Consider the following 24,317-nt stretch of genomic DNA (forward strand, 5'->3'; position numbering starts at 1 on the left):
GCTCAGCGGAAGTCCCTCGACCGGTGCTCCAGCCCGGTGCGCAGGTCCTCGAAGGCGTCGGCCAGCAGATTGGCCACGCCCTCGGAAGAGCGCTCCAGGATGCCGCGCACGATGAGCGCGGGGGAGTCGCGGGCGATCCGGCGGTAGCGCCCCCACACCCCGGGGGAGCAGATCACGTTCACCAGGCCGCGCTCGTCCTCGAGGTTCAGGAAGGTGATGCCGCTCGCGGTCGCCGGCCGCTGTCGATGCGTGACGATGCCGGCCACCTCGATGCGGCGCCCCTCCTCGTGGGTGCGCAGGCGATCGGAGGTGAGCACTCCGCGCTCGCTCAGCGCGGCGCGGAAGTGCGCCATCGGATGGTCGTCGGTGGAGATCCCGGTCGCCCAGAGATCCGCCGCCAGCCGTTCGTACCCGGTCTGGTCGGGGAACAGCGGCGGCTGCACAGCGATCGCCGTTCCCGGCAGGTAGCGAGCACGGTCCTCGGCGGCCGTTCCTGCCGTCCAGATCGCCTCGCGCCTGCTCAGCCCCAGGCTCTCGAACGCCCCGGCGGTCGCCAGAGCCTCGAGCTGGGCCGCTGTGGCATCGGTGCGGCGCACCAGGTCGTGCAGATCACGGAACGGGCCGTCCTGCTCGCGGGACGCCACGATCCGCTCAGCCAGGGGCGTGCCGATGCCTCGGACGCCGGACAGCCCGAGCCGCACCGCGAACCTGCCGTCGCGTCGATGCGCGGCTGACCGGTCGGGGGCGGTGCGCTCGAAGGGGGTGGTCGCGGGCTGCGGGGTCGCGAGACAGGAGTCCAGACCGGTGGGAGCGGTGCCGTCATCGATCCGCTCCAGCGTCTCGGTCGCGCCGGAGAGATGCAGGTCGGGACGCAGCACCTTCACGCCGTGCCTGCGGGCGTCGGAGGTCAGGGTCGAGGCAGAGTAGAACCCCATCGGCTGCGACCGCAGCAGCCCGGCGAGGAAAGCCGCCGGATAGTGCAGCTTCAGCCAGGAGCTGGCGTACACGAGCAGGGCGAACGACAGCGAGTGCGACTCGGCGAAGCCGAAGTTCGAGAACGCCTGGATCTGCGCGTAGATCCGGTCGGACGCCGCCTTGCTCAGCCCGCGCCGTTCCATCCCCGCGTACAGGGACTCCCTGATCTTCTCGATCTTCTCCATCCCGCGCTTGGATCCCATCGCGCGGCGCAGCAGGTCGGCCTCGTCGGCGGTGCAGTCGCCGAGCGTGGTGGCCATCTGGATCAGCTGCTCCTGGAACACCGGGATGCCCAGGGTGCGCTTCAGCACCGGCTCGAGGTCCGGGTGTGCATAGGTCACGTCGTCCTGCCCCATCTTGCGCCGCACGAAGGGGTGCACCGCCCCGCCCTGGATGGGGCCCGGCCGGATCAGGGCGATCTGCACGGCCAGCTCGTAGAACTCCCGGGGCTGCAGCCGGGGGAGCAGCCCCATCTGTGCACGGGACTCCACCTGGAACACCCCGATCGAGTCGGCCCGGCAGAGCATGTCGTACACCGCCGGCTCCTCTTTGGGGAGCGAGGCGAGCGTCCAGACCTCTCCGGTGGCCTCCTCGACGAGGTCGAAGCAGTGTCGCAGCGCGGCCAGCATCCCCAGCCCCAGCAGATCGAATTTCACCAGCCCCATGGAAGCGGCGTCGTCCTTGTCCCACTGGATGACGGTGCGGTCCTCCATCCGCGCGTGCTCGACGGGCACCACCTCGCCGACCGGCTGCGCGGTCAGCACCATCCCGCCGGAGTGGATGCCGAGATGCCGCGGCGCCTTCAGCAGCTCGCCGGCGTAGGCGAGCACGTCATCGGGGATGTCAGTGCCCTCGGGCACCTCGATGCCTGCGCTCCAGCCGTCCACCTGCTTGGACCAGGCATCCTGCTGGCCGGGGGAGTGTCCGAGCGCGCGGGCCATGTCGCGCACCGCGTTCTTCGGGCGGTACTGAATGACGTTGGCCACCTGCGCGGCGCGATCGCGGCCATAGGTCTGGAACACCCACTGGATGATCTCCTCGCGGCGGCCGGAGTCGAAGTCCACGTCGATGTCCGGCTCCTCGGTGCGCGTGGTGGCGAGGAAGCGCTCGAACGGGAGCTTGTACAGGATCGGATCGACGGCGGTGATGCCCAGCAGATAGCAGACCGCGCTCGCCGCGGCCGAGCCCCGCCCCTGGCAGAGGATGCCGCGACGCCGCGCCTCCTCGACGATGCCGTGCACGATGAGGAAGTACCCGGGGAAGTCCTTCTCCTCGATGACGTTCAGCTCGCGTTCGATGCGCGAGCGGCCCTCCGCGTCGAGGCGCGGGTACCGCTCCGGCACAGCCGCCCACACGAGTTCGCGCAGGTGCTGCATCGGAGGGATGCCGCCGGGGATGTCCAGCCGGGGAAGGTCGGGCTTCGCCTTGCGCAGCGGGAAGGCGCAGTCCGCCGCGATCCGCAGGCTCTGCGCGACCGCACCCGGATAGCGGCGGAAGCGCTCGGTCATCTCCGCCCCACTGCGCAGATGCGCCGAGCCGTGCACCGGCAGCCAGCCGTCCAGGTCGTCCATGCTGCGGGTGGCTCGCACGGACGCCACGGCCTCGGCGAGACCGGCCTGTGCGGGGGCGGCGTAGTGCACGTTGTTGGTCGCCACGATCGGCAGACGCAGCTCTCCGGCAAGGGCGGCCAGGGTGTCGTTGCGCCTGGTGTCATGGGGATCGCCGTGGTCGATGAGCTCGACGACCACCTGATCCCGGCCGAAAAGGTCCACCAGGCGACCCAGCGGCGTCTGCGCATCTCCGCGCGCGAGCCCACGGCGCACCCCGCCCTTGCGGCATCCGGTGAGGATCGTCCAGTGACCATCCGCGCTCGCCGCGAGCTCGTCCAGGTCGTAGACAGGACGTCCCTTCTCGCCGCCGCGCAGCTGGGCCTGCGTGATCGCCCAGGACAGCCGGCGGTAGCCCTCCCTGCCGCGCGCGAGCACCAGCAGATGATCGCCGACCGGATCGGGGATGCCGTTCTGCGGCGTGGGCAGGTCGAGGGAGAGCTCGGCGCCGAACACCGTCTGCACACCGGTCAGCTCGGCGACCTCGGCGAACCGGGCAGCGCCGTAGAACCCGTCGTGGTCGGTGATCGCGAGCGCCGAGAGCCCGAGGCGCTCGGCCTCGGCGAGCAGGTCATCGGGGGAGGAGGCTCCGTCGAGGAAGGAGAACGACGAGTGCGCGTGCAGCTCGGCGTAGGGGACGGCATCGTCGGGGCGGATCACCGGCGGAGGGAGGATGGGAGCCCGATGCCGGCTGAGCGGTCCAGGATCGACCCGGGTGCCGAGAGGCTCGGCGGAGGGCGGGGCGGTGGGCTCGCTGAGCGTGCGCTCCAGCTCGGCCCAGGTGAGATCGGGGTTGTGCCAGCCCATCAGCGGTACCGCCCTCTGCTCATCGACACCGTGCTCATCGATACCGTCCTTCAGCCAGCCAGCCGCCTTCGGAGAGGACGACCAGCCAGGCCCGCTGGCGCTCGTCGACCAGTTGGAAGCGGTGCCCGCTGCGGGTGCGGCCGGCATCCCAGCGGTGCTCACGCACCGGCCACGGCCCCGCCCAGGAGGCCACCGCGGCGTCTTCGACATAGGCGGGCGCGGCGGAGAGCACGCCGCGCTCGTCGACCTCTATGGCGACGTCACCGGCGGCACGCACCCGGATGGGCCGCGGCGGATCGAACACCTCGGCCGGATGCGGCCCCGGCATGCTCCCCGGCCAGGGGCGGGCGGGATCGCGCGGTGCCACGGGGCGCTCGCCCCAGGGCGTGAGCACCTGCCGGTCGGACAGCCAGCGGCCGCCGGCCACGGCGGCGGTGACGACACCGCTGTGCCCCACGATCGTCTGCACCCGGGAGAGCGCGTGATGCAGCCGCTCGTCGCTCGCCTGGCCGAACAGCGCGGGCTGATGGTGTGCGGCGTCGTCGACCGCCACCGGTTCGATGCGCACTCCGACGATCCCGCGGAAGGCGTGCGCGGCGTCGTGGTCGTCGCCGCGCGAATCGCCTGCGAGCGCCTCGAGCTGCCAGCGCACCCGGTCGACGAGATCGGTGGCCTCGAAGCAGGTCGGATGCAGCCAGGTGCGAGAGGTGACCCTGCCGTCGTCGTCGGTGAGATCGATGCGCACCTCGGTGCACACCACGGAGGCGTCGGCGAGACCCAGCATCACGGCATCCGCCGTCTGGCGCACGGCGAACGCGATCTGATCGGCCTGCCCGAGCGGCGTGTCGAAGGAGATCTCCCCGGCGAGCTCGGGGTCGGGCGGCCTGGCATCGATCGGGCGCGAGTCCGCCCCCTGCGCGAGGGCGTGCAGCCTGGCGCCGTGCTCGCCGAACCGGTCGCGCACGGCGCCCTCGCCGAGAGCGGCGAACTCGCCCAGCGTGTGCACGCCGAGGCGCGCCAGCAGGCTCGCCAGCTCCTCGTCGCCGAGCGAGCGCACAGGGACCGGGGCGAGGAAGTCGCGCGATCCGCCCGTCGGCACGATCGCCCGGCGCGTGGGCTCGCCCTCGGCGCGCAGCGCCGCCAGCTCGGCGGTGAAGGCGCCGTCGGCGACGCCGACCATCGCCTCGGGGTACCCTTCCTCGGCGAGCATGGCGAGCAGGGCGTCCGCGGCCTCCGCCTCGCCGCCGTGGAACCGGGACACGCCTCGGGAACGCAGGGCTGCCACCCCCGGTCGCAGCAGCAGCACTCCTGGTGCATGCTGCTCGATCAGGCGCAGCACCGGCACGAAGGCGCGCTCGTCCTGGGCGGGATCGTGCGGCAGCATCCGCAGCGTCGGCGCGCGCCCCTGCGCGAGCCGCCGGCGCTGACCGACGCTCACGCCCAGTGCGCGGGCCGAGGCGGTGCACGCGACGACGGTGTTCTGCCGCACCAGGGCGACCGGCGGATGCGGCGGAGGATCGCCCAGCACCGCCCGCAGCGGCCAGTCCGGAAAGCGCAGCACGTGCATCCTGCTCGCGGGAATCATCCTGCCGCCGCCCATCTCGTGTCGATGGGGATCGGGGCCGGTGCGGCCTGCTCGACCTGCTCCACGACGCCGAACCGACCCGGCAGCCGAACCCGCACGCTCTGCGGACGCGGGCGGGTGCGGGTCTGGGCTGTCACCGTCACCGTGCGGTCCTCGAGGAGACCCCATCCCTCGCCCAGCCCTTCCCACTGCGGGTCGTGGATGCTGATCAGCCCCTCGCTCTGAGACCACGGCGAGGTCGCGAGCACCGTGCAGCCGCGGTCGCGCAGTCGCGCGGCGAGGCGCGCCGCCTCCGCGTCCTGCGGCGCGGACACCGGATGCACGGCGATGAGCGGGATGATCTCGGCCAGCGCCGAGACGACGGCCAGCCAGCGCGGACCGGGATCGGGAACCAGCACCAGGCGCTCGAGATCGATCCCCGCCGCGGCCGCCGCCTCGACGCCGAGGTCGGGCAGCCCGACCGCCGCACACCACGAACCGCGCTGCGAGGAGGCGCTGAGCAGCGCGAAGATCAGGCTCAGCGACGGCGAGACCGAGTAGACGGTGCCGGCGGCGAGGCCGCCCGCCGGCAGGATCTGCTCCAGCGCGGGCGGCACCGGCAGCACCTTCTCATCGCTGCGGACCCGCTGCATCCGCCCGATCTCGCGACGCAGGCGCAGGACCTCGCCCGCCCGTTCGTCGGCGGGGGAGAGCGCTCGCAGAGTACTGATCCCCATATATCCATCCTCGAAGAGATATTCGAATAACTCAAGTTCATCTCAGATCGTAAATAGGACATCCGACATCGTTGCCGGACTACTCTGGGGGCATGCGGATCGAGTACGAGAGCGACGTCGTCCGATGGGATGCCCGGACCGAGGCCTGGTTCTTCGCGATCATGCCGGAGGAGCTCTCACAGGAGATCAGAGAGCTGCCCTCGCCTCCGCGCGGGTTCGGTTCGCTGCGGGTGCGCGCACGGATCGGCGACACCGAATGGGCGACCTCGATCTTCCCCGGTCGTGGCGGCTACATGCTGCCGCTGAAGAAGCAGGTGCGCACTGCTGAGGGGATCGAGGAGGGCGGCACTGTGCTCGTCGAGCTCGAGATCCTCGATCTCTGAGCGTCCGTTGTCCACAGGGCGTCCGCAACCGGGACGCGCCTCGCCTAACCTGCGATGGTGACCCTCCACGACCTCATCGCCGTCCTGGCGCACGTCGCTCTGGCCGTCGTCGGGGTGTGGCTGCTCGTCGTCGACGCCCGTACGCACCGGCTGCCGAACCGCATCGTGCTGCCGACGCTCGGAGCGCTGCTGGTGCTCGTCGGCGTGGAGGTGCTGGCCACCGGCGACACGGCGCGGCTGATGCGAGCACTGCTCGGGATGCTGCTGCTGGCCGGCTTCTACGCGGTCATGCGGATGGCGAGCAGGCAGGGGATCGGCGGTGGCGACGTGAAGCTCGCCGCCCTGATCGGGCTCGTACTGGGCTGGCACGGCTGGCAGGCGCTCGCGATCGGGGCGGTATCCGCCTTCGTGCTCGGTGCGCTCTACGCGCTCGTGCTCATGGCGCTGCGCAGAGCAGATCGCAGCACACGCATCGCCTTCGGTCCGTGGATGATCATCGGCGCGGTGCTCGGCATCGCGATCGGATGAGGGTGCCAGGCGCTATGGTGTGCTCATGGCACTCGCGCGACTTCACGGTGGCCCGCTGGACGGGCAGATCATCCCCATCGGAGACGATGCGGACGACAAGCTGATCGTCCCCTACAGCGAGACGCAGATCGTCTACAACCGTCGTGGTGCGCCGCAGAACACCGGCACGACCGACGGGCCCACCGAGATCGACTTCTGGTACGACGAGTCCCTCGAGGACATCAATCCTGCCGATGTCTGATTCCGCGCCGTCCCGGTCGGTCGAGGTCGAGCGCAAGTACGACGTCGACGCGGACACGCCGCTTCCGGACTGGACGACGGTCGACGGTGTGATCTCGGCATCGTCGGGTGAACAGCGAGAGCTCGACGCGCAGTATCTCGACACCGTGGAGTTCTCTCTCGCGACCTCGGGGCACGCGCTGCGCCGCCGCACTGGCGGCCCGGATGCCGGATGGCATCTGAAGGGGCCGCGCACCGGCGACGGCCGGGTCGAGCTCGGCTGGCCGCTGGGTGAGGAGGGCGTCATCCCGGATGCCGTCGCCGATGCGATCGCGCCGGTGCCAGCATCCGCTCTGCGGCCGATCGCGCGGATCGAGAACTCCCGCACCGCGGTCACCCTGATCGGTTCCGGGGGTGTGCTCGCGGAGTTCGTGGACGATCACGTGCGCGCGACCGATCTGCGCGACGGCTCCCGTCGCGAGTGGCGCGAGTGGGAGCTCGAGCTCGGCCCCGCAGCACCCGCCGATGAGGCGGGTCGACAGGCGTTCTTCGCCGCGGCCGAGAAGGCGATCTTCGCCACCGGTGCCCGCGACGCCTCCTCCGGCTCGAAGCTCGCACGCGCTCTCGGGCGCTGACCCGGGTCTCGTTCAGGCGACCTCGGGCCGCGTCATCAGCGGCGCTGTGAGGTGCAGGACGAGATTCGAGGTCGTCAGGGGCACCGTCGTCCAGACGGCCGTGGCCGTCCGAGAGCCGACGGTGAGCCGCACCCGGTGCGGCGCGGTCGTCAGCTGCAGGTCGGCGATGAAGGTGTCGTCGCGCCAGCCTCCCGACGCGGACACCGGACGGCCGAGCGGAGCGCTGTCGTGCCACCGTGCGCGTCCCACCGGCACTTCGAAGAGAGCGCCGATGCGGACGATCCAGCCGTCGTCGGCCGGTTTCACGCGGATCATGGTTCCGTGCGGCAGCGCCGAATCCGCGATGGATGCGTCGATCGTCGAGGCGAGGATGCGTTCGGATCCGGCCTCGGATGCCTGCGGCATCGGCAGCCGAAGGTTCCGCATCCGCTCCTCCAGGCCGCGATCATCGGCCGGCGTGGGGCGGTCCATGCCGGGGAGCAGGCAGTCCCACACGGCGTCGAGCACATCCTGAGCGTGCTCCACCCTCGTCTGCGCTGAGGTGAGGACCACCACCAGCTCGTGCGCGGGGACGACGATGCAGTGCTGTCCGTAGGCGCCGTTGCCATGGAACCCATGCTGCGACATCCAGATCTGGTAGCCGTAGCCGGATCGGAAGTCCGGAGCGTGCGTGATCTCCGGGTGGTAACGGCTCTCGACATGCGATCGCGTGGCGAGGTCCACCCATTCCGCGGACACCAGTCGCTGCTCGCCCCAGAGGCCTCTGCGCCGCAGGAGCTCACCGAAGGCGGCGACGGCCTCGGTGCGCAGATGCAGGCCGTGGAAGCCGAACACGGCGCCACTGCCCACGCGGTCCCAGTCCGCATCGGCGATGCCCATCGGGGCGAGGAGACGGTCGTCGAGGTAATCGTCCAGCGGGCGACCGGTGACCCGCTCCACCATGCGGGCGAGGATGAAGGTCGTCGCATTGTCGTAGGTGTGCAGAGTGCCCTCGGGGGCTACAGCCGGGACGCGCAGGAATCCCTTCACGAGGTCCTGCGGCTCTCGTTCCCAGCCCTCTACGAGGGTGTCATCCTCGTGTCCTGCGGTCATCGTCAGCAGGTGATGGACGGTGAGCCGGAGGGCCTGCTCCGGCGCATCCGACGGCACGTGGTCGGGCAGGACGTCGGCGACCCGGTCGTCGAGGGACAGCACTCCGTCCTCGACGGCGAGTCCGACAGCCATCGACGTGAACGACTTGGTGAGCGAGTAGAGCAGGTGCGGGCGCTCCGCCGAGTACGGCGCCCACCATCCCTCGGCGATCACGTGGCCGTGGCGCACGATCATCAGCGAGTGGCACTCGATCCCCTTGGCGGCGAGCCTGTCGAGCAGGGCGTCGACCGCACGCGACGAGACCCCTTGGTCGGCGGGAGTGGAGCGCGGGAGCAGTTCGGTCGTCATCGGCGCCTTCGCAGAAACGAGTGGGGCGGTGCGAATCCCGCACCGCCCCACTCCGATCAGGATCGATCAGAGGTTGATCATGTGACCCGCAAGGCCGTGGAAGGCCTCCTGCAACGCCTCCGACAGCGTCGGGTGGGTGTGCACGTTGCGGGCGGCCTCGAGCGCGGTGAGATCCCACTTCTGGGCCAGCGTCAGCTCGGGGAGGAGCTCGGACACGTCCGGGCCGATCAGGTGGCCGCCGATGAGCTCGAGGTGCTCGGCGTCGGCGATCAGCTTGACGAAGCCGATCGGCTCGCCAAGGCCGTTGGCCTTGCCGTTCGCGCTGAACGGGAACTTGGCGACCTTGATCTCGCGACCCTCGGCGCGCGCCTGCTCCTCGGTGAGGCCGAAGCTGGCGACCTGCGGCTGGCAGAACGTCGCACGCGGCATCATCCGGTAGTCGCCCAGCGTCATGGTCTCGGCCTTGCCGATGGTCTCGGCGGCGACGACGGCCTGCGCCTCCGCGACGTGCGCGAGCTGCAGCTTCGCGGTGACGTCGCCGATCGCGTAGATGCCCTCGACGTTGGTGCGCATGTGGTCGTCGATGTCGATCGCACCGCGCTCGGTGAGCGCGACGCCGGTGTTCTCCAGGCCGTAGCCGTTCACGTTCGGCGCGAAGCCGACCGACATGAGCACCTTGCCTGCGGTGATCTCACCGGGCTGGCCGTCGCGGGTCTCGTACGTGACGTGCACGGAGGAGCCGTTGTCGGTGACGGTCTTCACCGCGGTGGAGGTGAGGATGTCGACACCGAGCTTCTTGTACTGCTTCTGGATCTCCTTCGAGACCTCGACGTCCTCGTTGGGGAGGGCGCGGTCGAGGAACTCGATGATGGTGACCTTCACGCCGTAGTTGGTCAGCACGTAGGCGAATTCCATGCCGATCGCGCCGGCGCCGACGATGACGATCGACTCGGGCAGGTCGCGCGTGAGGATCTGCTCCTCGAAGGTCACGACGTTGTCGCTGAGCTGCACGCCGGGCAGCAGACGCACGGTGGAGCCGGTGGCGATGATGACGTTGTCGAAGGTGACCTCTTCGGTCGTGCCGTCCGACTTGGCTACCGAGATCGCCTTCGGCCCCGTGAAGGTGCCTCGACCGTCGTACTCGGTGACCTTGTTCTTCTTCATCAGGAAGTGGATGCCCTTGACGTGGGTGTCCGCGACCTTGCGGCTGCGGTCGAACGCCGCGCCGAAGTCGAAGCTCACGTCACCGGAGATGCCGAAGAAATCGGCCTTGTGGGTGAAGGTGTGCGCGATCTCCGCGTTCTTCAGGAGCGACTTCGAGGGGATGCAGCCCACGTTGAGGCAGATCCCTCCCCAGTACTTCTCCTCGATGATGGCGGTGGACAGTCCGAGCTGTGCGCTGCGGACTGCGGCGACGTAGCCGCCAGGGCCCGCGCCGAGGATGACGACATCGTAGTGTGGCATGTTCTCAGCCTATCGGTCGGAGGGATCGGTGGAGGCGGGGGCGTCATCGGATGACGCCGCATCCTTGCTGTCGGCGGGTCTGCGGCGCAGGCCCAACCAGATCGCGATGCCGGCGATGACCAGGATCGCGACGATCAGCAGGACCCACAGCCACACCGCCGAGGCGGAGCCGGCGGCGGGAGCAGGGGTGGCCGTGACGGTCACGGTGGGAGCGGGGGCGGTCTCGGTCACGGTCGGTGCCGGGGTCGGCGCCGTCGTCGGGGTCGGTGTGCTGACCTCGGTTCCGGTGGTCACCGTGAAGGCGTACTCACCGGCGATCGGATGTCCGTCGGCGGAGACGACCTTCCACGCGACGTGGTAGGCCCCCGCGGGGGCTCCCGCCGCGAGGGGCTGCGTGACCGCCGGGCCGTCCACTGTCGGCGCGCCGTCCGTGACAGGGGCTCCGGAGGGATCGGTCACCTGGATCATGGTCGCGCCCTCCGCGTCCAGCACGTCACCGCTGAAGGTGAGCACGAGCTGAGCCGGGAGGGTCTCCACGGTGGCGTCCGCGGCGGGGCTCGCGGAGACGAGCTCGTCGTGCGCCGAGGCGGACAGCGGGCCGGCCAGCAGGAAGGCGGCGGTCAGCAGCGCCGCGAACAGCACGGCGAGCGGGATTCTTCGAGAGGGCCAGGTTGTCTGCACGTCCCCAGCCTAGGTCGGCATCCGGCGTCTGAGACCCTCCCGATGCGCTGCTCCGATCCGTTAGTCTTGACGGAAGGAGGGTGACCCGTGACTGACAGCCAGAGCCGATACGGCGACGACGCGATCCACCGCAACGGCGAGCAGCGCCACGATGTGACGCAGACCTTCGGACACGACTCCGATCTGTCCTTCGTGCCGTTCGGAGTCGAATTGACCGAAGCCGAGCAGTCGGCGATCTCCGCGCTGCCCTCGGGGTCCGCACTGCTGCTGGTGCGCTCGGGTGCGCTGGCCGGCGCGCGATACCTGCTCGATGCGGATGTGACCACGATCGGTCGCCATCCCGAGGCCGACATCTTCTTCGACGACGTGACCGTGTCGCGTCGTCATGCCGAGATCACTCGCACGGGCACCTCGTTCGAGATCATCGATCAGCGCTCGCTGAACGGAACCTACGTGAACGGCGAGCGCGCTGACCGCAGCCTGCTGCAGAACGGCTATGAGGTGCGCGTCGGCAAGTTCCGGCTCAACTTCTTCGCCTCTCCGGTCGACGTCGCGGCTGCGAACGCCTGATGGCGGCTTCCTCCCCAGCCCGCGAGCGCGCAGCGCCCGCGGGCCTGCTGAGCATCGGTCAGGTGCTGTCGAGACTGACGCCGGACTTCCCGGAGATCACGGCCAGCAAGCTGCGCTTCCTCGAGGCGCGGGGGATCGTCACGCCGTCGCGCACCGAGTCCGGCTATCGGAAGTTCTCCGCCGCCGATGTGGAGCGACTGCGCACCGCCCTCACCCTGCAGCGCGACCACTACATGCCACTGGACGTCATCCGCGAACAGCTCGACGACGTCGTCGAGGGCCAGCAGGTGTCGCCCCCTCCGTCGATCACTCCTCCGACTCGCAGGTACCGTCGCGATGAGCTGCTGCTGGCAGCGGGTGCCGCGCCGCAGCTGCTGAACGACGCGGTCAGCACCGGTCTGATCGCCGCCGCCGACACCTATACCGACCAGACCGTCGCCCTGCTGCGCAGCCTGGTCGCCCTCGACCGCCACGGCATCGAGCCCCGTCACCTGCGCACGCTGCGCCAGGGCGCGGAGCGCGAGGTGGCGCTGATCGAGTCGGCACTGCAGCCGATGCTGCGCCGCACCGATGCCGCGTCCCGCGGCCGCGCCGGTGAACTGGCTCCGGAGCTGGCCGCCCGCATCGATGAGGCGCGCAGCATCCTGGTGTCCGCGGCGCTGTCGCGGATGCTCTCATAACGAACAGGTTGCGACACACCTCCGACGTGCACCGGATGTCGTTGCCCGACCACCACCCCTGCTCTACCGTGGAGATAGCCGCTCCGGGGGGAGTGGTACCCGGTCTGAGGAGGAGACAACTATGAATGCGGATGAGCTCTCCGGAGACCCGCGCTTCGTGACCGAACTCCTCTTCACGGACGGTCTTCCCGCGATGGACGACGAGGTCGGCTACCGCGGTGCGATCGCCGCTCGAGCGGCGGGCATCACGTACCGCCAGCTGGACTACTGGGCGCGCACCGAGCTGGTCGTCCCCACGGTCCGCGGCGCGAGCGGCTCCGGTTCCCAGCGGCTCTACGGTTTCCGCGACATCCTCGTCCTCAAGCTGGTCAAGCGGCTACTCGACACCGGCATCTCGCTACAGCAGATCCGCATCGCGGTCGAGCAGCTCCGCGCCGCTGGCATCCGTGACTTGGCGGGCACCACACTCATGAGCGACGGCGCCTCCGTCTACCTGTGCACCTCGAACGACGAGGTGATCGATCTGGTCAGCCGCGGTCAGGGCGTGTTCGGCATCGCCGTCGGAAAGGTGCTCCGTGAGGTCGAGTCGACCCTCGTCGAGTTCGACCCGACTGCTCCCGACCCGGTCGACGAGCTCGCGCAGCGGCGTGCCAAGCGCACCGCCTGATCAGCACCCAGACATACGAGAACGCCCGGCCGAAGCCGGGCGTTCTGTCGTTTCGGGGCGCGTCAGGCCTGTGCGCCGGTCTCCGGCACCGGGACCCGGCCTGCGCGGACGATACGGTCGAGCAGCTGGTCGAAGTCGGCGGCGAGCTCCTGCGCGGAATCGCCAGGCCAGATGTGCAGAGGCTTGGCGGCGCCCTGCGCCTGCTGCAGCGAGGTGCGCTCGGGCAGCTGCGGCGAGAGCACCAGCGGGCCGAACATGTCGCGCAGCTCCTTGATGCGGAACTGGTGCTCGATGGACTGCGGGCGCACACGGTTCACGACGATGCCGAGGGGCTGCAGACGAGGGGAGAGTCCACGACGGATCTCCTCGATCGCGCGCAGCGCGCGGTCGGCCGCGGCGACCGAGAACAGACCGGGCTCGGTCACGACGAGGACGCGGTCGCTCGCCGCCCAGGCGGTGCGGGTGAGTGCGTTCAGCGAGGGGGCGCAGTCGATGAGCACGAGGTCGTACTCGCTCTCGACGGTCGCAAGCGCCTCTTCGAGCTTCCACACGTCGCGGACGCTGGGGTGCGGGCCGTCGAAGTTGATCGCGGAGGGGCTCCCGATCAGCACGTCGATCGTGCCGGGGTGCACCTTCGTCCACCCGCTCGTGGTGATCGCCTGACGGACGACCTTCTCCTTCGGGTTGGCCAGCACGTCGGCGATGTTCAGCCTGCCGGCGATCTGGATGTCCATGCCGGTGGAGACGTCCGACTGCGGGTCGAGGTCGACCACGAGGGTACGGATGCCACGGGCGAAGGCGGCGCTGGCGAGACCGAGGGTCACGGTCGTCTTGCCTACGCCTCCTTTGAGGGAGCTGACGCTGAGTACGTGCACATCCTCCAACTTACAGTGCCCTAGTCTGAGTGAACACTCAGCCCCGCTCCTGTGCGCGTCTGCGCGCACCGATCCAGAGGTGTGCATGTTCCAGAAGATCCTGGTGGCCAACCGCGGCGAGATCGCGATCCGCGCGTTCCGGGCGGCCTTCGAAGTGGGAGCGCGCACCGTCGCCGTGTTCCCGTACGAGGACCGCGGTTCGATCCATCGGCTGAAGGCCGACGAGGCGTACGAGATCGGTGAACGCGGACATCCGGTGCGCGCCTATCTCGACGTGGACGAGATCGTCCGGGTCGCTGTGGAATCGGGCGCAGACGCGATCTACCCGGGCTACGGCTTCCTCTCCGAGAACCCCGAGCTCGCAGAGAAGGCGGCCGCCGCCGGCATCTCCTTCATCGGCCCGCCCGCGCATGTGCTGGAAATGGCGGGGAACAAGGTCGAGGCGAAGCGCCATGCGATCGGCGCCGGAGTCCCGGTGCTGCGCTCGACCGAAGCATCCGACGACGTGGACGAACTGCTCGACCAGTCGGACGAGGTCGGCTTCCCGCTGTTCGCGAAGGCCGTCGCCGGAGGCGGTGGCCGAGGGATGCGGCGCGTCGAGACGAAGGACGAGCTCGCCGCCGCTCTGGCCGAGGCCATGCGCGAGGCGCAGAGCGCGTTCGGCGATCCGCGGATGTTCCTGGAGCAGGCCGTCCTGCGCCCCCGGCACATCGAGGTGCAGGTGCTGGCGGATGCCACGGGCGAGACCGTGCACCTGTTCGAGCGGGACTGCTCGGTGCAGCGGCGCCATCAGAAGGTGGTCGAGATCGCGCCGGCGCCGAACCTGGACGACGACGTGCGGCGCGAGCTGCACAGGCACGCGGTCGCGTTCGCCCGATCCATCGGCTATGTGAACGCCGGAACGGTGGAGTTCCTGCTGGAGACGGCGGGGAAGCGCACCGGCGAGGTGGTGTTCATCGAGATGAACCCGCGCATCCAGGTGGAGCACACCGTCACCGAGGAGATCACCGACGTCGACCTGGTGCAGGCGCAGATCCGCATCGCATCGGGCGCCACCCTCGCCGAGCTCGGCCTCGAGCAGGACGACATCCGGCCGCGTGGTGCGGCACTGCAGTGCCGGATCACGACGGAGGATCCGGCGCAGGGGTTCCGTCCCGACACCGGCAAGATCACCACCTACCGCTCGCCCGGCGGCGCGGGCATCCGCCTCGACGGCGGGACGGTGCATCAGGGCGCGCAGATCAGCCCGCACTTCGACTCGATGCTCTCGAAGCTGACCTGCCGCGGTCGTGACTTCCCCGCAGCGGTCTCCCGAGCGCGACGCGCACTGGCCGAGTTCCGCATCCGCGGGGTGTCGACCAACATCCCCTTCCTGCAGGCGCTGCTCGACGACCCGGCATTCGTCGCAGGCGACGTCAGCACCTCCTTCATCGACGAGCGGCCCGAGCTGCTGCAGGGCCGGGTCTCGAAGGACCGCGGCTCGAAGATCCTGAACTGGCTGGTGGACGTCACGGTCAACAGGCCGAACGGGCCGCACCCCGGCACTGCCGATCCGAGCGGGAAGCTCCCTGCGACCGACCTCGGCGCGGAACCGCCGGCGGGCTCCCGGCAGCGGCTGCTCGAGCTCGGCCCTGAGGGCTTCGCCAGATCGCTGCGTGCGCAGACGGCCCTCGCGATCACCGACACGACGTTCCGCGATGCGCATCAGTCCCTGCTGGCCACGCGCGTGCGCACCCGCGACCTGGTCGCGGCCGCACCGCACCTGGCGCGGCTCACGCCGGAGCTGTTCTCGGTTGAGGCCTGGGGAGGAGCGACCTACGACGTCGCGCTCCGGTTCCTCGGCGAGGACCCGTGGGAGCGGCTGGACAAGCTGCGCGCGGCACTGCCGAACATCGCGATCCAGATGCTGCTGCGCGGGCGGAACACCGTCGGATACACGCCGTACCCGACTGCGGTCACCGATGCGTTCGTGCAGGAGGCCGCGGCATCCGGCATCGACATCTTCCGCATCTTCGACGCCCTGAACGACGTCGCACAGATGCGCCCGGCGATCGACGCGGTCCGGGCCACGGGCACCGCGGTCGCGGAGGTGGCGCTGTGCTACACAGGCGACCTGCTCGACCCGGCGGAGGACCTCTACACGCTGGATTACTACCTGCGACTGGCCGAGCAGATCGCCGATGCCGGTGCGCATGTGCTGGCGATCAAGGACATGGCGGGGCTGCTGCGCCCCGCCGCTGCCGCGAAGCTCGTCACCGCGCTGCGCGAACGCTTCGATCTGCCGGTGCACCTGCACACGCACGACACCGCCGGAGGTCAGCTCGCCACGCTGCTGGCGGCGTCCGCCGCCGGCGTGGATGCAGTGGATGCCGCGTCCGCGCCCCTCTCCGGCACGACCAGTCAGCCCTCGCTGTCGGCGCTGGTCGCGGCGCTCGCGCACACCGAGCGGGACAGCGGGATCGATCTGGCCGGCGTGTCGGATCTGGAGCCGTACTGGGAGGCGGTGCGAAACCAGTACGCGCCGTTCGAGTCCGGCCTGCCCGGTCCCACCGGACGCGTCTACCACCACGAGATCCCCGGCGGGCAGCTGTCTAACCTGCGGCAGCAGGCGAAGGCGCTGGGACTGGCGGACGACTTCGAGCTCATCGAGGACATGTACGCCGCGGCGAACGCGATCCTCGGTCGGGTGCCGAAGGTCACGCCGTCGTCGAAGGTCGTCGGCGACCTCGCGCTGCACCTGGCCGCGGTCAAGGCGGACCCCGCCGACTTCGCGCAGAACCCGCAGAACTACGATGTGCCCGATTCCGTGGTCGGCTTCATGGCCGGCGAGCTCGGCGACCTGCCGGGCGGATGGCCCGAGCCGTTCCGCACCAAGGTGCTCGCCGGGCGTTCGGTGCGGCCGTCCATCACCGACATCTCCGCCGATGACGAGCGAGTGCTGGCCGGTGACAGCGCCGGGCGGCGCGCCAGGCTGAACGAGCTGCTGTTCCCGGCGCCGACGCGCGAGCTGGCGCAGACCCGCGAGCAGTACGGCGACCTGTCCGTGCTCGAGACCGGCGACTACCTGTACGGGCTGGTGCCGGGGCAGGAGCACCTCATCGAGATCGATCGCGGTGTGCAGCTCTACGTGGGGCTCGAAGCGGTGGGCGATGCCGACGAGCGCGGAATGCGCACCGTGATGACGACTTTGAACGGCCAGCTGCGACCGGTGTCGGTGAGGGACCGCTCAGTGGTCGTGGACGCCCATGAGGCAGAGAAGGCCGACTCGGCCCAACCGGGTCAGGTGGCGGCGCCGTTCTCCGGAGTCGTCACGCTGCAGATCGCCGCGGGCGACACCGTGCGGATGGGCGAGCCGGTCGCATCCATCGAGGCGATGAAGATGGAGGCTGCGATCACCGCGACCGTCTCAGGCGTGGTGGAGCGACTCGCCATCGGCGCCACCCAGCAGGTGGACGCGGGCGATCTTTTGGTCGTGATCAGTCCAGGCCAGTAATCTTGTGCGGGCGACGTGCTCGCACAAGCTTTCGAGGAGAACCGTGCCGCAGAAGAAGAACGACGACCAGGACGGCGACGATACCCTCGGCGTCCTCGACGATTCCGCATCGCTGGACGACGCGGGGATCGGGTTCCTCGGGGCCACCGCGCAGGTGAGCGTGGTCATGCCGACCGGCGGCGACGACGAGGATCTGGATGCCGACGACGATGTCCTCGGCGACGAGATCTCCACGACGGAGTTGGTCTCCGATCTCGTCATCGACCGCTCGGGCGTGGCAGACGAGGAGACGCTGGAGCGCCTCGACCGCGACACCACCGAGATCATCATCGAGCTGCCCGCCGAGATCGAGGAGCCTGTCGTCGTCGACGAGCCCGACGTCGTGACCGCGGAGGTCGTCCTGGACGAGGATGACGCGGAGGATGACGTCGACGCCGTGGACCGGGGACTTGCGGAAGACAACGTCCGCGAGGACGAGGAGCTCGAGGACGAGGAGCTCGAGGACGAGGAGCTCGTCGATGAGAGTGCGGACGCCGGGAGCGCCGAACTCGAATCCGCCGCCGTCGAGACCCCGGAAGCGGGCATCGATGAGGACGCGACAGTTGAAGTCGAGCCTTCGGAAGTCGAGGCCGACGAGGACGAGGTCGCCGAGGACGAGGTCGCCGAAGTCGAGCCCGCCGAGGTCGAGAGCGACGAGGACGGGACTGCTGAGGTCGAGGCCGACGACGTCGCCACGGCTGAAGTCGAGGCCGACGAGCACGCGACCGACGAGGACGAACGCGACGGGGACGTCGAAGACGGGGCCGACGAAGAGTCCGACGCGCCGGACGCCGGCTCCGACGACGAGGCCGACGACCTTGACGAGCCCGACGAGGACGACGAGTTCGACGACGAGGAACTCGAGGACGAAGACCTCCCCGCGGACGACGAGGACGACGACGACCTCGACGAGGAAGAAGAGGCAGAGGACGACGTGGACGACCTCGAGGACGAGGCGGCCGAGGAGCTTGCGCCGGTCGCCGAGCCCGAGCAGGTCGATGAGGTCGTCTCCGACGAGCTGCCCGCGGAGGAACATCCTGAGGAGGAGCTCGCCGCCGCAGAGGCGGACCAGGGTGAAGACCTGGACGCCGAAGCCGCCGACGAGCAGGATCGTAAGGACGAGGTGACAGCCGAGGCATCCGTCGCGGCGGCCGTCGCCGGCACGCTCACCGCTCCTGAGGAGGAGACGACTGTGGACACTGACGACAAGCGCGATCTCGCACCCCGCACCGCGGCCGGTGCGCCGCGCACTCGTGCGGAGGCGCATCGCACGGCCGAGATCGCTCTGGCCTCGAAGCGGCTCGGCGACGCGTCCCGCGACTCGTCCCGCGAGAGCGCCGACCTGCTGACGGCGGAGCGGCTGCTCGACCCGAGCCGCATGGTCAAGCCCGAGCCGGAGGGCACCTGGAGTCACCTGGTGTACACAGTGTCCGGTCGGCGCATCAACCTCGGAGACAGCAAGAAGGCCCGCGCCCGCAAGGAGCTCTCCGGGCGGATCGCCGGCACGCTGCAGGGCAACGCGCGATTCGTGCCGGTGCTGTCGCGCAAGGGCGGAGTCGGCAAGACGACGGTGACGGCCCTGCTCGGCATGGCGCTGGCGGATGCACGAGATGACCGCGTGATCGCGGTGGATGCGAACCCCGATCGCGGCACGCTCGCCGACCGCATCGTCGGCGACACCTCGCACTCTGTGCGAGATCTCGTGCGTGCGAAGGACGAGGTGCAGGGCTTCCACGACGTCTCAGCGCTCGTCGCCAGGGACCACACCCGTCTCGACGTGCTCGCATCGGACAGCGATCCCCGTGTCGCTGAGGCGTTCAGCGATGCCGACTACCGCGATGTCGCCGGTGTCGCCGCGCACTACTACTCGCTGGTGCTCACCGACACGGGCACGGGGATCGTGCACGACGTCATGGGCGCGACGCTCGACCTCGCCGACCAGATCGTGATCGTCTCCGGCCTCAGCGTCGACGAGGCGCGACTCGCCTCCGAGACCCTCACCTGGCTGGAGACCAACGGATACGGCGACAAGGCGCGCGATGCCGTCGTCGTCCTGAACCAGTCCACGCCCGGTACGCCCCTGGTACGGCTGAACGAGCTCCAGGCGCACTTCTCGACGCGCGTCGGTCACGTCGTCCGCATCCCGTACGACCCGCAGATCGCGGGCGGCGGGGCGATCGTCTGGTCGAGCCTGGCACCGGAGACGCGCCTGGCCGCGCGTGAGCTCGCCGCCGAGCTCGTCGAGGGTCTGCGCTCGCGGGTCCCCGTCCGATGAGCGTCCGCGAGATCCGGCTGTACGGCGACCCAGTGCTGCGCACCGTATGCGCGCCGATCGAGGAGATCGACGACGGCGTGCGCGCCCTGGTCGACGACCTCGTCGACACCGTCGAGCTGCCAGGGCGGGCCGGTGTGGCCGCGCCGCAGATCGGCGTCGCCGTGCGTGCGTTCAGTTACAACATCGACGGCGACATCGGCTACGTGCTCAACCCGGTGCTCACCGAGGTCCGCGGAGAGCCGCAGCCGACGGGGGAGGGTTGTCTGTCCGTCCCCGGGCTGTGGCATGACACCCCGCGGTATCCGTGGGCCCGTGTGGAGGGCATCGATCTCGACGGGACGGCCGTCGTCCTCGAGGGCGAAGGACTGCTGGCTCAGGCGCTGCAGCACGAGACCGACCACCTCGACGGCATGGTGTACCTCGGTCGCCTGGACCCCGAGACCCGCAAGCTCGCGATGCGTCAGGTGCGCGAGAGCTCATGGTTCTGACCCGCTGACATCGAAGAAGGGGCTCGCACATCGTGCGAGCCCCTTCTTCGATGTCTGGCCTCAGCCGAGCGAGACGTTCGTGGTCTGCACCGGCTGCGCGGTGTAGATCTCCTCGATGTCGCCCGCGAAGTCCTTCAGGATCACGTTGCGCTTGATGGACATCTTGGGCGTGAGGTGCCCGCTGTCCTCTGTCCACTCCGTCGGCAGGATCGTGAACTTGCGGATCGACTCGGCGCGCGAGACCAGGGTGTTCGCGTGGTCGATCGCGCGCTGCACCTCGGCGCGGACGGCGTCGTTCCGTGCGGCGTCCGCGAGCGAGAGCTCCGCAGGCAGACCGTTGTTGGCCAGCCAGGTCGGCAGCATCTCGGTGTCGAGGGTGACCAGCGCCGCGATGAAGGGCTTCTGGTCGCCGACCACGACCACCTGTCCGACGATGGGGTTCGCGCGGATCGGGTCCTCGAGGACAGCCGGGGCGACGTTCTTGCCGCCGGCGGTCACGATGATCTCCTTCTTGCGTCCCGTGATCGTCAGGAAGCCGTCCTTGTCGAACGAGCCGAGGTCGCCGGTGCGGAACCAGCCGTCGTCGAACGCGGCCGCGGTCGCCTCGGGGTTGTTCCAGTACTCCTTGAACACGCAGATGCCGCGCACCTCGATCTCGCCGTCCTCGGCGAGGCGGATGCCGACGCCGGGGAGCACGGGACCGACGGTGCCGATCTTGAACCGGTCCTCACGGTTCACGGTCGCCGGGGCGGTGGTCTCGGTGAGGCCGTAGCCCTCGAGGATCACGACGCCCAGGCTGCGGAAGAAGTGCCCGAGCCGGTCGCCGAGCGGTGCGGAGCCCGAGACGGCGTAGACGACCTTGCCGCCCATGGCCGCGCGCAGCTTCGAGAAGACGAGCTTGTCGAACATGGCGAAGCGCATGCGCAGGCCGAAGGGGATCTTCTCGCCGCGCTCCAGCAGCTTCGAGTGCTCCACAGCCGCGGCAGCGGCGGCGCGGAAGATCTTGCCCTTGCCGCCGGCCTCCGCCTTCTGCTCGGCCGAGTTGTAGACCTTCTCGAACACGCGCGGGACCGCCAGCAGCAGCGACGGCTGGAACGAGCCGAGCGAGTCGATGAGGTGCCTGGTGTCGGGCTGGTGGCCGACGCGGACACCCGCGTGGATGTACAGCATCGACATGAACCGGGCGAACACGTGCGCGAGCGTGATGAACAGCACGGTCGAGGCGCCGGGGGTGTTCACGACGTCCTTGAGCGACTCGGAGGCGTTGCGCGACAGCTCGACGAAGTTGCTGTGCGTGAGCACGCACCCCTTCGGGCGGCCGGTCGAGCCGGACGTGTAGATGAGGGTCGCGATGTCGCTGCCGTTCGCGATCGAGCGACGGCGCTCGATCTCCGCGTCGTCGATGACCGCACCCTGCGCGGTGAGCGTGTCGACCGCGCCGAGGTGCAGCTGCCAGACCTCGCGGACGAGGGGCAGGTCGCCGCGGACCTCATCGATGCGGGTGAAGTGGTCGGGCGACTCGGCGATGAGCGCGATCGCACCGGAGTCCTCCATGATCCACTGGATCTGGGCAGGAGAGCTCGTCTCGTAGATCGGCACCATGACCGCGCCGGCGTAGAAGAGTGCGAAGTCGACCAGCGTCCACTCGTAGGTGGTGCGGGCGATGAAGCCGACCTTCTCGCCCGGCTGGATGCCGGCGGCGACGAAGCCCTTGGCCAGCGCGATGACGGCGGTGCGGAAGTCGGCTGCGGAGATGTCGCGCCACCCCGCACCCTCCGGGACGGAGAACAGCGCGCGGTCGGGAGTCGCCTCCACACGCTTCTCGAGAAGATCCGTGACGTTCGCTTCGGGGTCGGCGGGGACGATCGCGGGTGCTTCGAACTGAACCACGGCAGCTCCTTCGGTACCAGGCGGGCGGGTTTCTCCGAGTCTACGTCATGAGATTCAGTCGCGAGCAAGCTGGAACTCAGTCGCGGCTGCTCGTGCGGTTCCCGTGCTCCGGCCAGGGCACGCAGTAGACTGCGAGGCGATGTTCTACTGGCTGATGAAGTACGTCGTGATCGGGCCGCTGGTCAAAGCGATCTTCCGACCCTGGATCGTGGGGCGCGACAACATCCCCACCACGGGTGCCGCCATTCTGGCCAGCAACCATCTCTCCTTCGCGGACTCGATCTTCCTGCCGCTCATGCTGGACCGGCGGATGTCGTTCCTCGCGAAGAGCGACTACTTCACGGGACGCGGCATCAAGGGCTGGGCGACGAAGTTCTTCATGAGCGCGACCGGCCAGCTGCCGATCGACCGCTCCGGTGGCAAGGCGTCCGAGGCATCCTTGAACACCGGCCTGCAGGTGCTCGGCAGGGGAGACCTGCTCGGCATCTACCCGGAGGGCACTCGCAGCCCGGACGGCAGGCTCTACCGCGGGCGCACCGGTATCGCGCGAATGGCGCTCGAGGCCAGGGTGCCCGTCATCCCCGTCGTGATGATCGACACCGACACGGCGATGCCGATCGGACGTCGGATGCCTCGGGTGGTGCGCGTGGGCATGGTGATCGGCGAGCCGCTGGACTTCTCCCGGTACGCGGGCATGGAGAACGACCGGTACATCCTGCGATCGGTGACGGACGAGATCATGGTCGCGCTGCAGCGCCTGGGAGCCCAGCGATACGACGACGTCTACGCATCGTCGGTCAAGGACCGGATGCCGGCTCCGGTGCGCTGACCCGCGTCGTCATCGTCGTCCTGACCACCCTTCACCGCGACTAGGCTGAGGGGATGCCCCAGTCGCTGCCTGACGCCCCGATCGCCGCGTTCGACACCCGAGTCCTCGACGAGTGGCGCGAGCTGCCGATCAAGCAGCAGCCGCAGTGGCCCGATGCGGGTCGCGTCGCTGAGGTCTCCGCCCAGCTCGCCGGTCTGCCACCGCTGGTGTTCGCCGGTGAGGTGGACAACCTGCGCGAGCGCCTCGCCCGGGCGGCATCCGGCCGCGCGTTCCTGCTGCAGGGCGGCGACTGCGCCGAGACGTTCGCCGGCGCCACCGCCGATCAGATCCGCAACCGGATCAAGACCGTCCTGCAGATGGCTGTCGTGCTCACGTACGGCGCCTCGATGCCGGTGGTGAAGATGGGGCGCATGGCGGGCCAGTTCGCCAAGCCGCGCTCGAGCGACACCGAGACCCGAGGCGACGTCACGCTGCCCGCGTACCGCGGTGACATCGTGAACGGCTACGACTTCACCGAGGGATCGCGCACAGCGGATCCGTCCCGCCTGCTGCAGGGCTACCACATGGCGGCATCCACGCTGAACCTCATCCGCGCGTTCACGCAGGGTGGCTTCGCCGATCTGCGCGAGGTGCACTCGTGGAACACCGGTTTCGCGAAGAACCCCGCCAATCAGCGATACGAGCGCATGGCCTCCGAGATCGATCGCGCGATCAAGTTCATGGAAGCGGCAGGCGCCGACTTCGACGAGCTCAAGCGCGTGGAGTTCTTCACCGGTCACGAGGGCCTGCTGATGGACTACGAGCGTCCGATGACGCGCGTCGACTCGCGCACGGACACGCCGTACAACACCTCGGCGCACTTCCTCTGGATCGGTGAGCGCACCCGAGACCTCGACGGTGCGCACGTCGACTACTTCTCGAAGATCCGCAACCCGATCGGCGTGAAGCTCGGTCCGACCACTTCGCCCGAGACGGCGCTGGAGCTGATCGACAAGCTCGACCCGAACCGCGAACCCGGACGCCTCACCTTCATCACCCGGATGGGGGCAGGCAAGATCCGCGACGCGCTGCCGCCGCTGCTCGAAGCGGTGAAGGACTCCGGGGCGACCCCGCTGTGGGTAACCGACCCTATGCACGGCAACGGCATCACCACCCCCACGGGGTACAAGACCCGTCGCTTCGACGACGTGGTCGACGAGGTGCGCGGCTTCTTCGAGGCGCACAGGGCGGTGGGCACGTTCCCGGGCGGCATCCACGTGGAGCTCACCGGCGACGACGTCACCGAGTGCCTCGGAGGCTCCGAGCACATCGATGAGGCCGCGCTGGCGACGCGTTACGAGTCGCTGTGCGACCCCCGCCTGAACCACATGCAGTCCCTCGAGCTGGCGTTCCTCGTCGCCGAGGAGCTCGAGAAGCGCTGACCGGCGAGAGAAGGCTCGACATCGCCCAGCGGTGTCGAGCCTTCCGCATG

The 24,317-nt window shown here is 69.5% G+C and carries 20 protein-coding genes; 12 read left to right on the forward strand and 8 right to left on the reverse strand.

Annotation, left to right across the window (positions count from 1 at the left end; translation table 11 throughout):
• Positions 1–2 precede the first annotated feature (2 nt).
• Genes ACFVAE_RS00255 through ACFVAE_RS00265 form a run of 3 tightly spaced genes read right to left on the reverse strand, consistent with a single transcriptional unit; the run spans position 3 to position 5,690 of the window.
• Positions 3–3,389 carry an error-prone DNA polymerase gene (locus ACFVAE_RS00255; RefSeq protein ID WP_378890414.1) on the reverse strand — a complete coding sequence of 1,129 codons (3,387 nt, stop codon included), beginning with the start codon at positions 3,387–3,389 and terminating at the stop codon, positions 3–5.
• 34 nt (positions 3,390–3,423) lie between these two features.
• Positions 3,424–4,956 (reverse strand): DNA polymerase Y family protein, encoded by a 1,533-nt coding sequence (locus ACFVAE_RS00260; protein WP_378890417.1) that lies wholly within the window; start codon positions 4,954–4,956, stop codon positions 3,424–3,426.
• A 14-nt stretch (positions 4,957–4,970) separates the two neighbouring features.
• Positions 4,971–5,690 carry a hypothetical protein gene (locus ACFVAE_RS00265; RefSeq protein WP_378886920.1) on the reverse strand — a complete coding sequence of 240 codons (720 nt, stop codon included), beginning with the start codon at positions 5,688–5,690 and terminating at the stop codon, positions 4,971–4,973.
• Positions 5,691–5,782: 92 nt separating this feature from the next.
• Here ACFVAE_RS00265 and ACFVAE_RS00270 point away from each other — a divergent pair, with 92 nt between their 5' ends.
• From ACFVAE_RS00270 to ACFVAE_RS00285, 4 genes are read left to right on the forward strand one after another with little or no spacing between them, the layout of a single operon-like run.
• Positions 5,783–6,073 carry a DUF1905 domain-containing protein gene (locus ACFVAE_RS00270; RefSeq protein ID WP_378886921.1) on the forward strand — a complete coding sequence of 97 codons (291 nt, stop codon included), beginning with the start codon at positions 5,783–5,785 and terminating at the stop codon, positions 6,071–6,073.
• 54 nt (positions 6,074–6,127) lie between these two features.
• Positions 6,128–6,601: a prepilin peptidase gene (locus ACFVAE_RS00275; RefSeq protein ID WP_378886922.1), complete on the forward strand. Its 474-nt coding sequence runs from the start codon at positions 6,128–6,130 to the stop codon at positions 6,599–6,601.
• A 25-nt stretch (positions 6,602–6,626) separates the two neighbouring features.
• Positions 6,627–6,842 (forward strand): response regulator, encoded by a 216-nt coding sequence (locus ACFVAE_RS00280; RefSeq protein WP_378886923.1) that lies wholly within the window; start codon positions 6,627–6,629, stop codon positions 6,840–6,842.
• Positions 6,835–7,455 carry a CYTH domain-containing protein gene (locus ACFVAE_RS00285; protein WP_378886924.1) on the forward strand — a complete coding sequence of 207 codons (621 nt, stop codon included), beginning with the start codon at positions 6,835–6,837 and terminating at the stop codon, positions 7,453–7,455. Before ACFVAE_RS00280 ends, ACFVAE_RS00285 begins: the two co-directional genes overlap by 8 nt.
• Before the next feature lie 12 nt (positions 7,456–7,467).
• Here ACFVAE_RS00285 and ACFVAE_RS00290 read toward each other — a convergent pair whose 3' ends face one another.
• The 3 genes from ACFVAE_RS00290 to ACFVAE_RS00300 all read right to left on the reverse strand — a co-directional run bounded on the left by ACFVAE_RS00290 (position 7,468) and on the right by ACFVAE_RS00300 (position 11,040).
• On the reverse strand, positions 7,468–8,895 hold the full coding sequence (locus ACFVAE_RS00290) for a serine hydrolase domain-containing protein (RefSeq protein WP_378886925.1): 1,428 nt from the start codon (positions 8,893–8,895) through the stop codon (positions 7,468–7,470).
• A 66-nt stretch (positions 8,896–8,961) separates the two neighbouring features.
• Positions 8,962–10,359: a dihydrolipoyl dehydrogenase gene (lpdA, locus tag ACFVAE_RS00295; RefSeq protein WP_378886926.1), complete on the reverse strand. Its 1,398-nt coding sequence runs from the start codon at positions 10,357–10,359 to the stop codon at positions 8,962–8,964.
• Positions 10,360–10,368: 9 nt separating this feature from the next.
• Positions 10,369–11,040 (reverse strand): copper resistance protein CopC, encoded by a 672-nt coding sequence (locus ACFVAE_RS00300; protein ID WP_378886927.1) that lies wholly within the window; start codon positions 11,038–11,040, stop codon positions 10,369–10,371.
• A gap of 87 nt (positions 11,041–11,127) precedes the next feature.
• On the opposite strand from ACFVAE_RS00300, the gene ACFVAE_RS00305 reads away from it, so the two are divergent.
• From ACFVAE_RS00305 to ACFVAE_RS00315, 3 genes are all read left to right on the forward strand, one after another.
• On the forward strand, positions 11,128–11,610 hold the full coding sequence (locus tag ACFVAE_RS00305; RefSeq protein ID WP_378886928.1) for an FHA domain-containing protein: 483 nt from the start codon (positions 11,128–11,130) through the stop codon (positions 11,608–11,610).
• Complete coding sequence (locus ACFVAE_RS00310) at positions 11,610–12,290, forward strand: MerR family transcriptional regulator (protein ID WP_378886929.1); 681 nt, start codon at positions 11,610–11,612, stop codon at positions 12,288–12,290. Before ACFVAE_RS00305 ends, ACFVAE_RS00310 begins: the two co-directional genes overlap by 1 nt.
• A gap of 121 nt (positions 12,291–12,411) precedes the next feature.
• Positions 12,412–12,957, forward strand: coding sequence for a MerR family transcriptional regulator (locus ACFVAE_RS00315; protein ID WP_378858037.1), 546 nt, complete (start codon positions 12,412–12,414; stop codon positions 12,955–12,957).
• Positions 12,958–13,019: 62 nt separating this feature from the next.
• Here ACFVAE_RS00315 and ACFVAE_RS00320 read toward each other — a convergent pair whose 3' ends face one another.
• On the reverse strand, positions 13,020–13,832 hold the full coding sequence (locus tag ACFVAE_RS00320) for a ParA family protein (RefSeq protein WP_378886930.1): 813 nt from the start codon (positions 13,830–13,832) through the stop codon (positions 13,020–13,022).
• Between the two features lie 85 nt (positions 13,833–13,917).
• Between ACFVAE_RS00320 and ACFVAE_RS00325 the strand changes: the two genes are divergently transcribed.
• Genes ACFVAE_RS00325 through ACFVAE_RS00335 form a run of 3 tightly spaced genes read left to right on the forward strand, consistent with a single transcriptional unit; the run spans position 13,918 to position 20,127 of the window.
• Positions 13,918–17,325, forward strand: coding sequence for a pyruvate carboxylase (locus ACFVAE_RS00325; protein ID WP_378886931.1), 3,408 nt, complete (start codon positions 13,918–13,920; stop codon positions 17,323–17,325).
• Between the two features lie 43 nt (positions 17,326–17,368).
• Positions 17,369–19,639, forward strand: coding sequence for a MinD/ParA family protein (locus ACFVAE_RS00330; RefSeq protein WP_378886932.1), 2,271 nt, complete (start codon positions 17,369–17,371; stop codon positions 19,637–19,639).
• Entirely contained in the window at positions 19,636–20,127 is a 492-nt protein-coding gene (locus ACFVAE_RS00335) for a peptide deformylase (RefSeq protein WP_378886933.1), read from the forward strand. Before ACFVAE_RS00330 ends, ACFVAE_RS00335 begins: the two co-directional genes overlap by 4 nt.
• A 60-nt stretch (positions 20,128–20,187) precedes the next feature.
• On the opposite strand, the gene ACFVAE_RS00340 is transcribed toward ACFVAE_RS00335, so the two are convergent.
• Positions 20,188–22,017, reverse strand: coding sequence for an AMP-dependent synthetase/ligase (locus ACFVAE_RS00340; protein ID WP_378886934.1), 1,830 nt, complete (start codon positions 22,015–22,017; stop codon positions 20,188–20,190).
• A 139-nt stretch (positions 22,018–22,156) separates the two neighbouring features.
• On the opposite strand from ACFVAE_RS00340, the gene ACFVAE_RS00345 reads away from it, so the two are divergent.
• On the forward strand, positions 22,157–22,846 hold the full coding sequence (locus tag ACFVAE_RS00345) for a lysophospholipid acyltransferase family protein (protein WP_378886935.1): 690 nt from the start codon (positions 22,157–22,159) through the stop codon (positions 22,844–22,846).
• Between the two features lie 53 nt (positions 22,847–22,899).
• A complete protein-coding gene (locus tag ACFVAE_RS00350) occupies positions 22,900–24,267 on the forward strand; it encodes a class II 3-deoxy-7-phosphoheptulonate synthase (protein WP_378886936.1) in 1,368 nt (455 codons plus the stop codon).
• The last annotated feature ends 50 nt before the right edge of the window (positions 24,268–24,317 follow it).

Origin of the sequence: Microbacterium sp. NPDC057659 (genome assembly GCF_042799915.1) — a bacterium.
Lineage (GTDB): Bacteria > Actinomycetota > Actinomycetes > Actinomycetales > Microbacteriaceae > Microbacterium.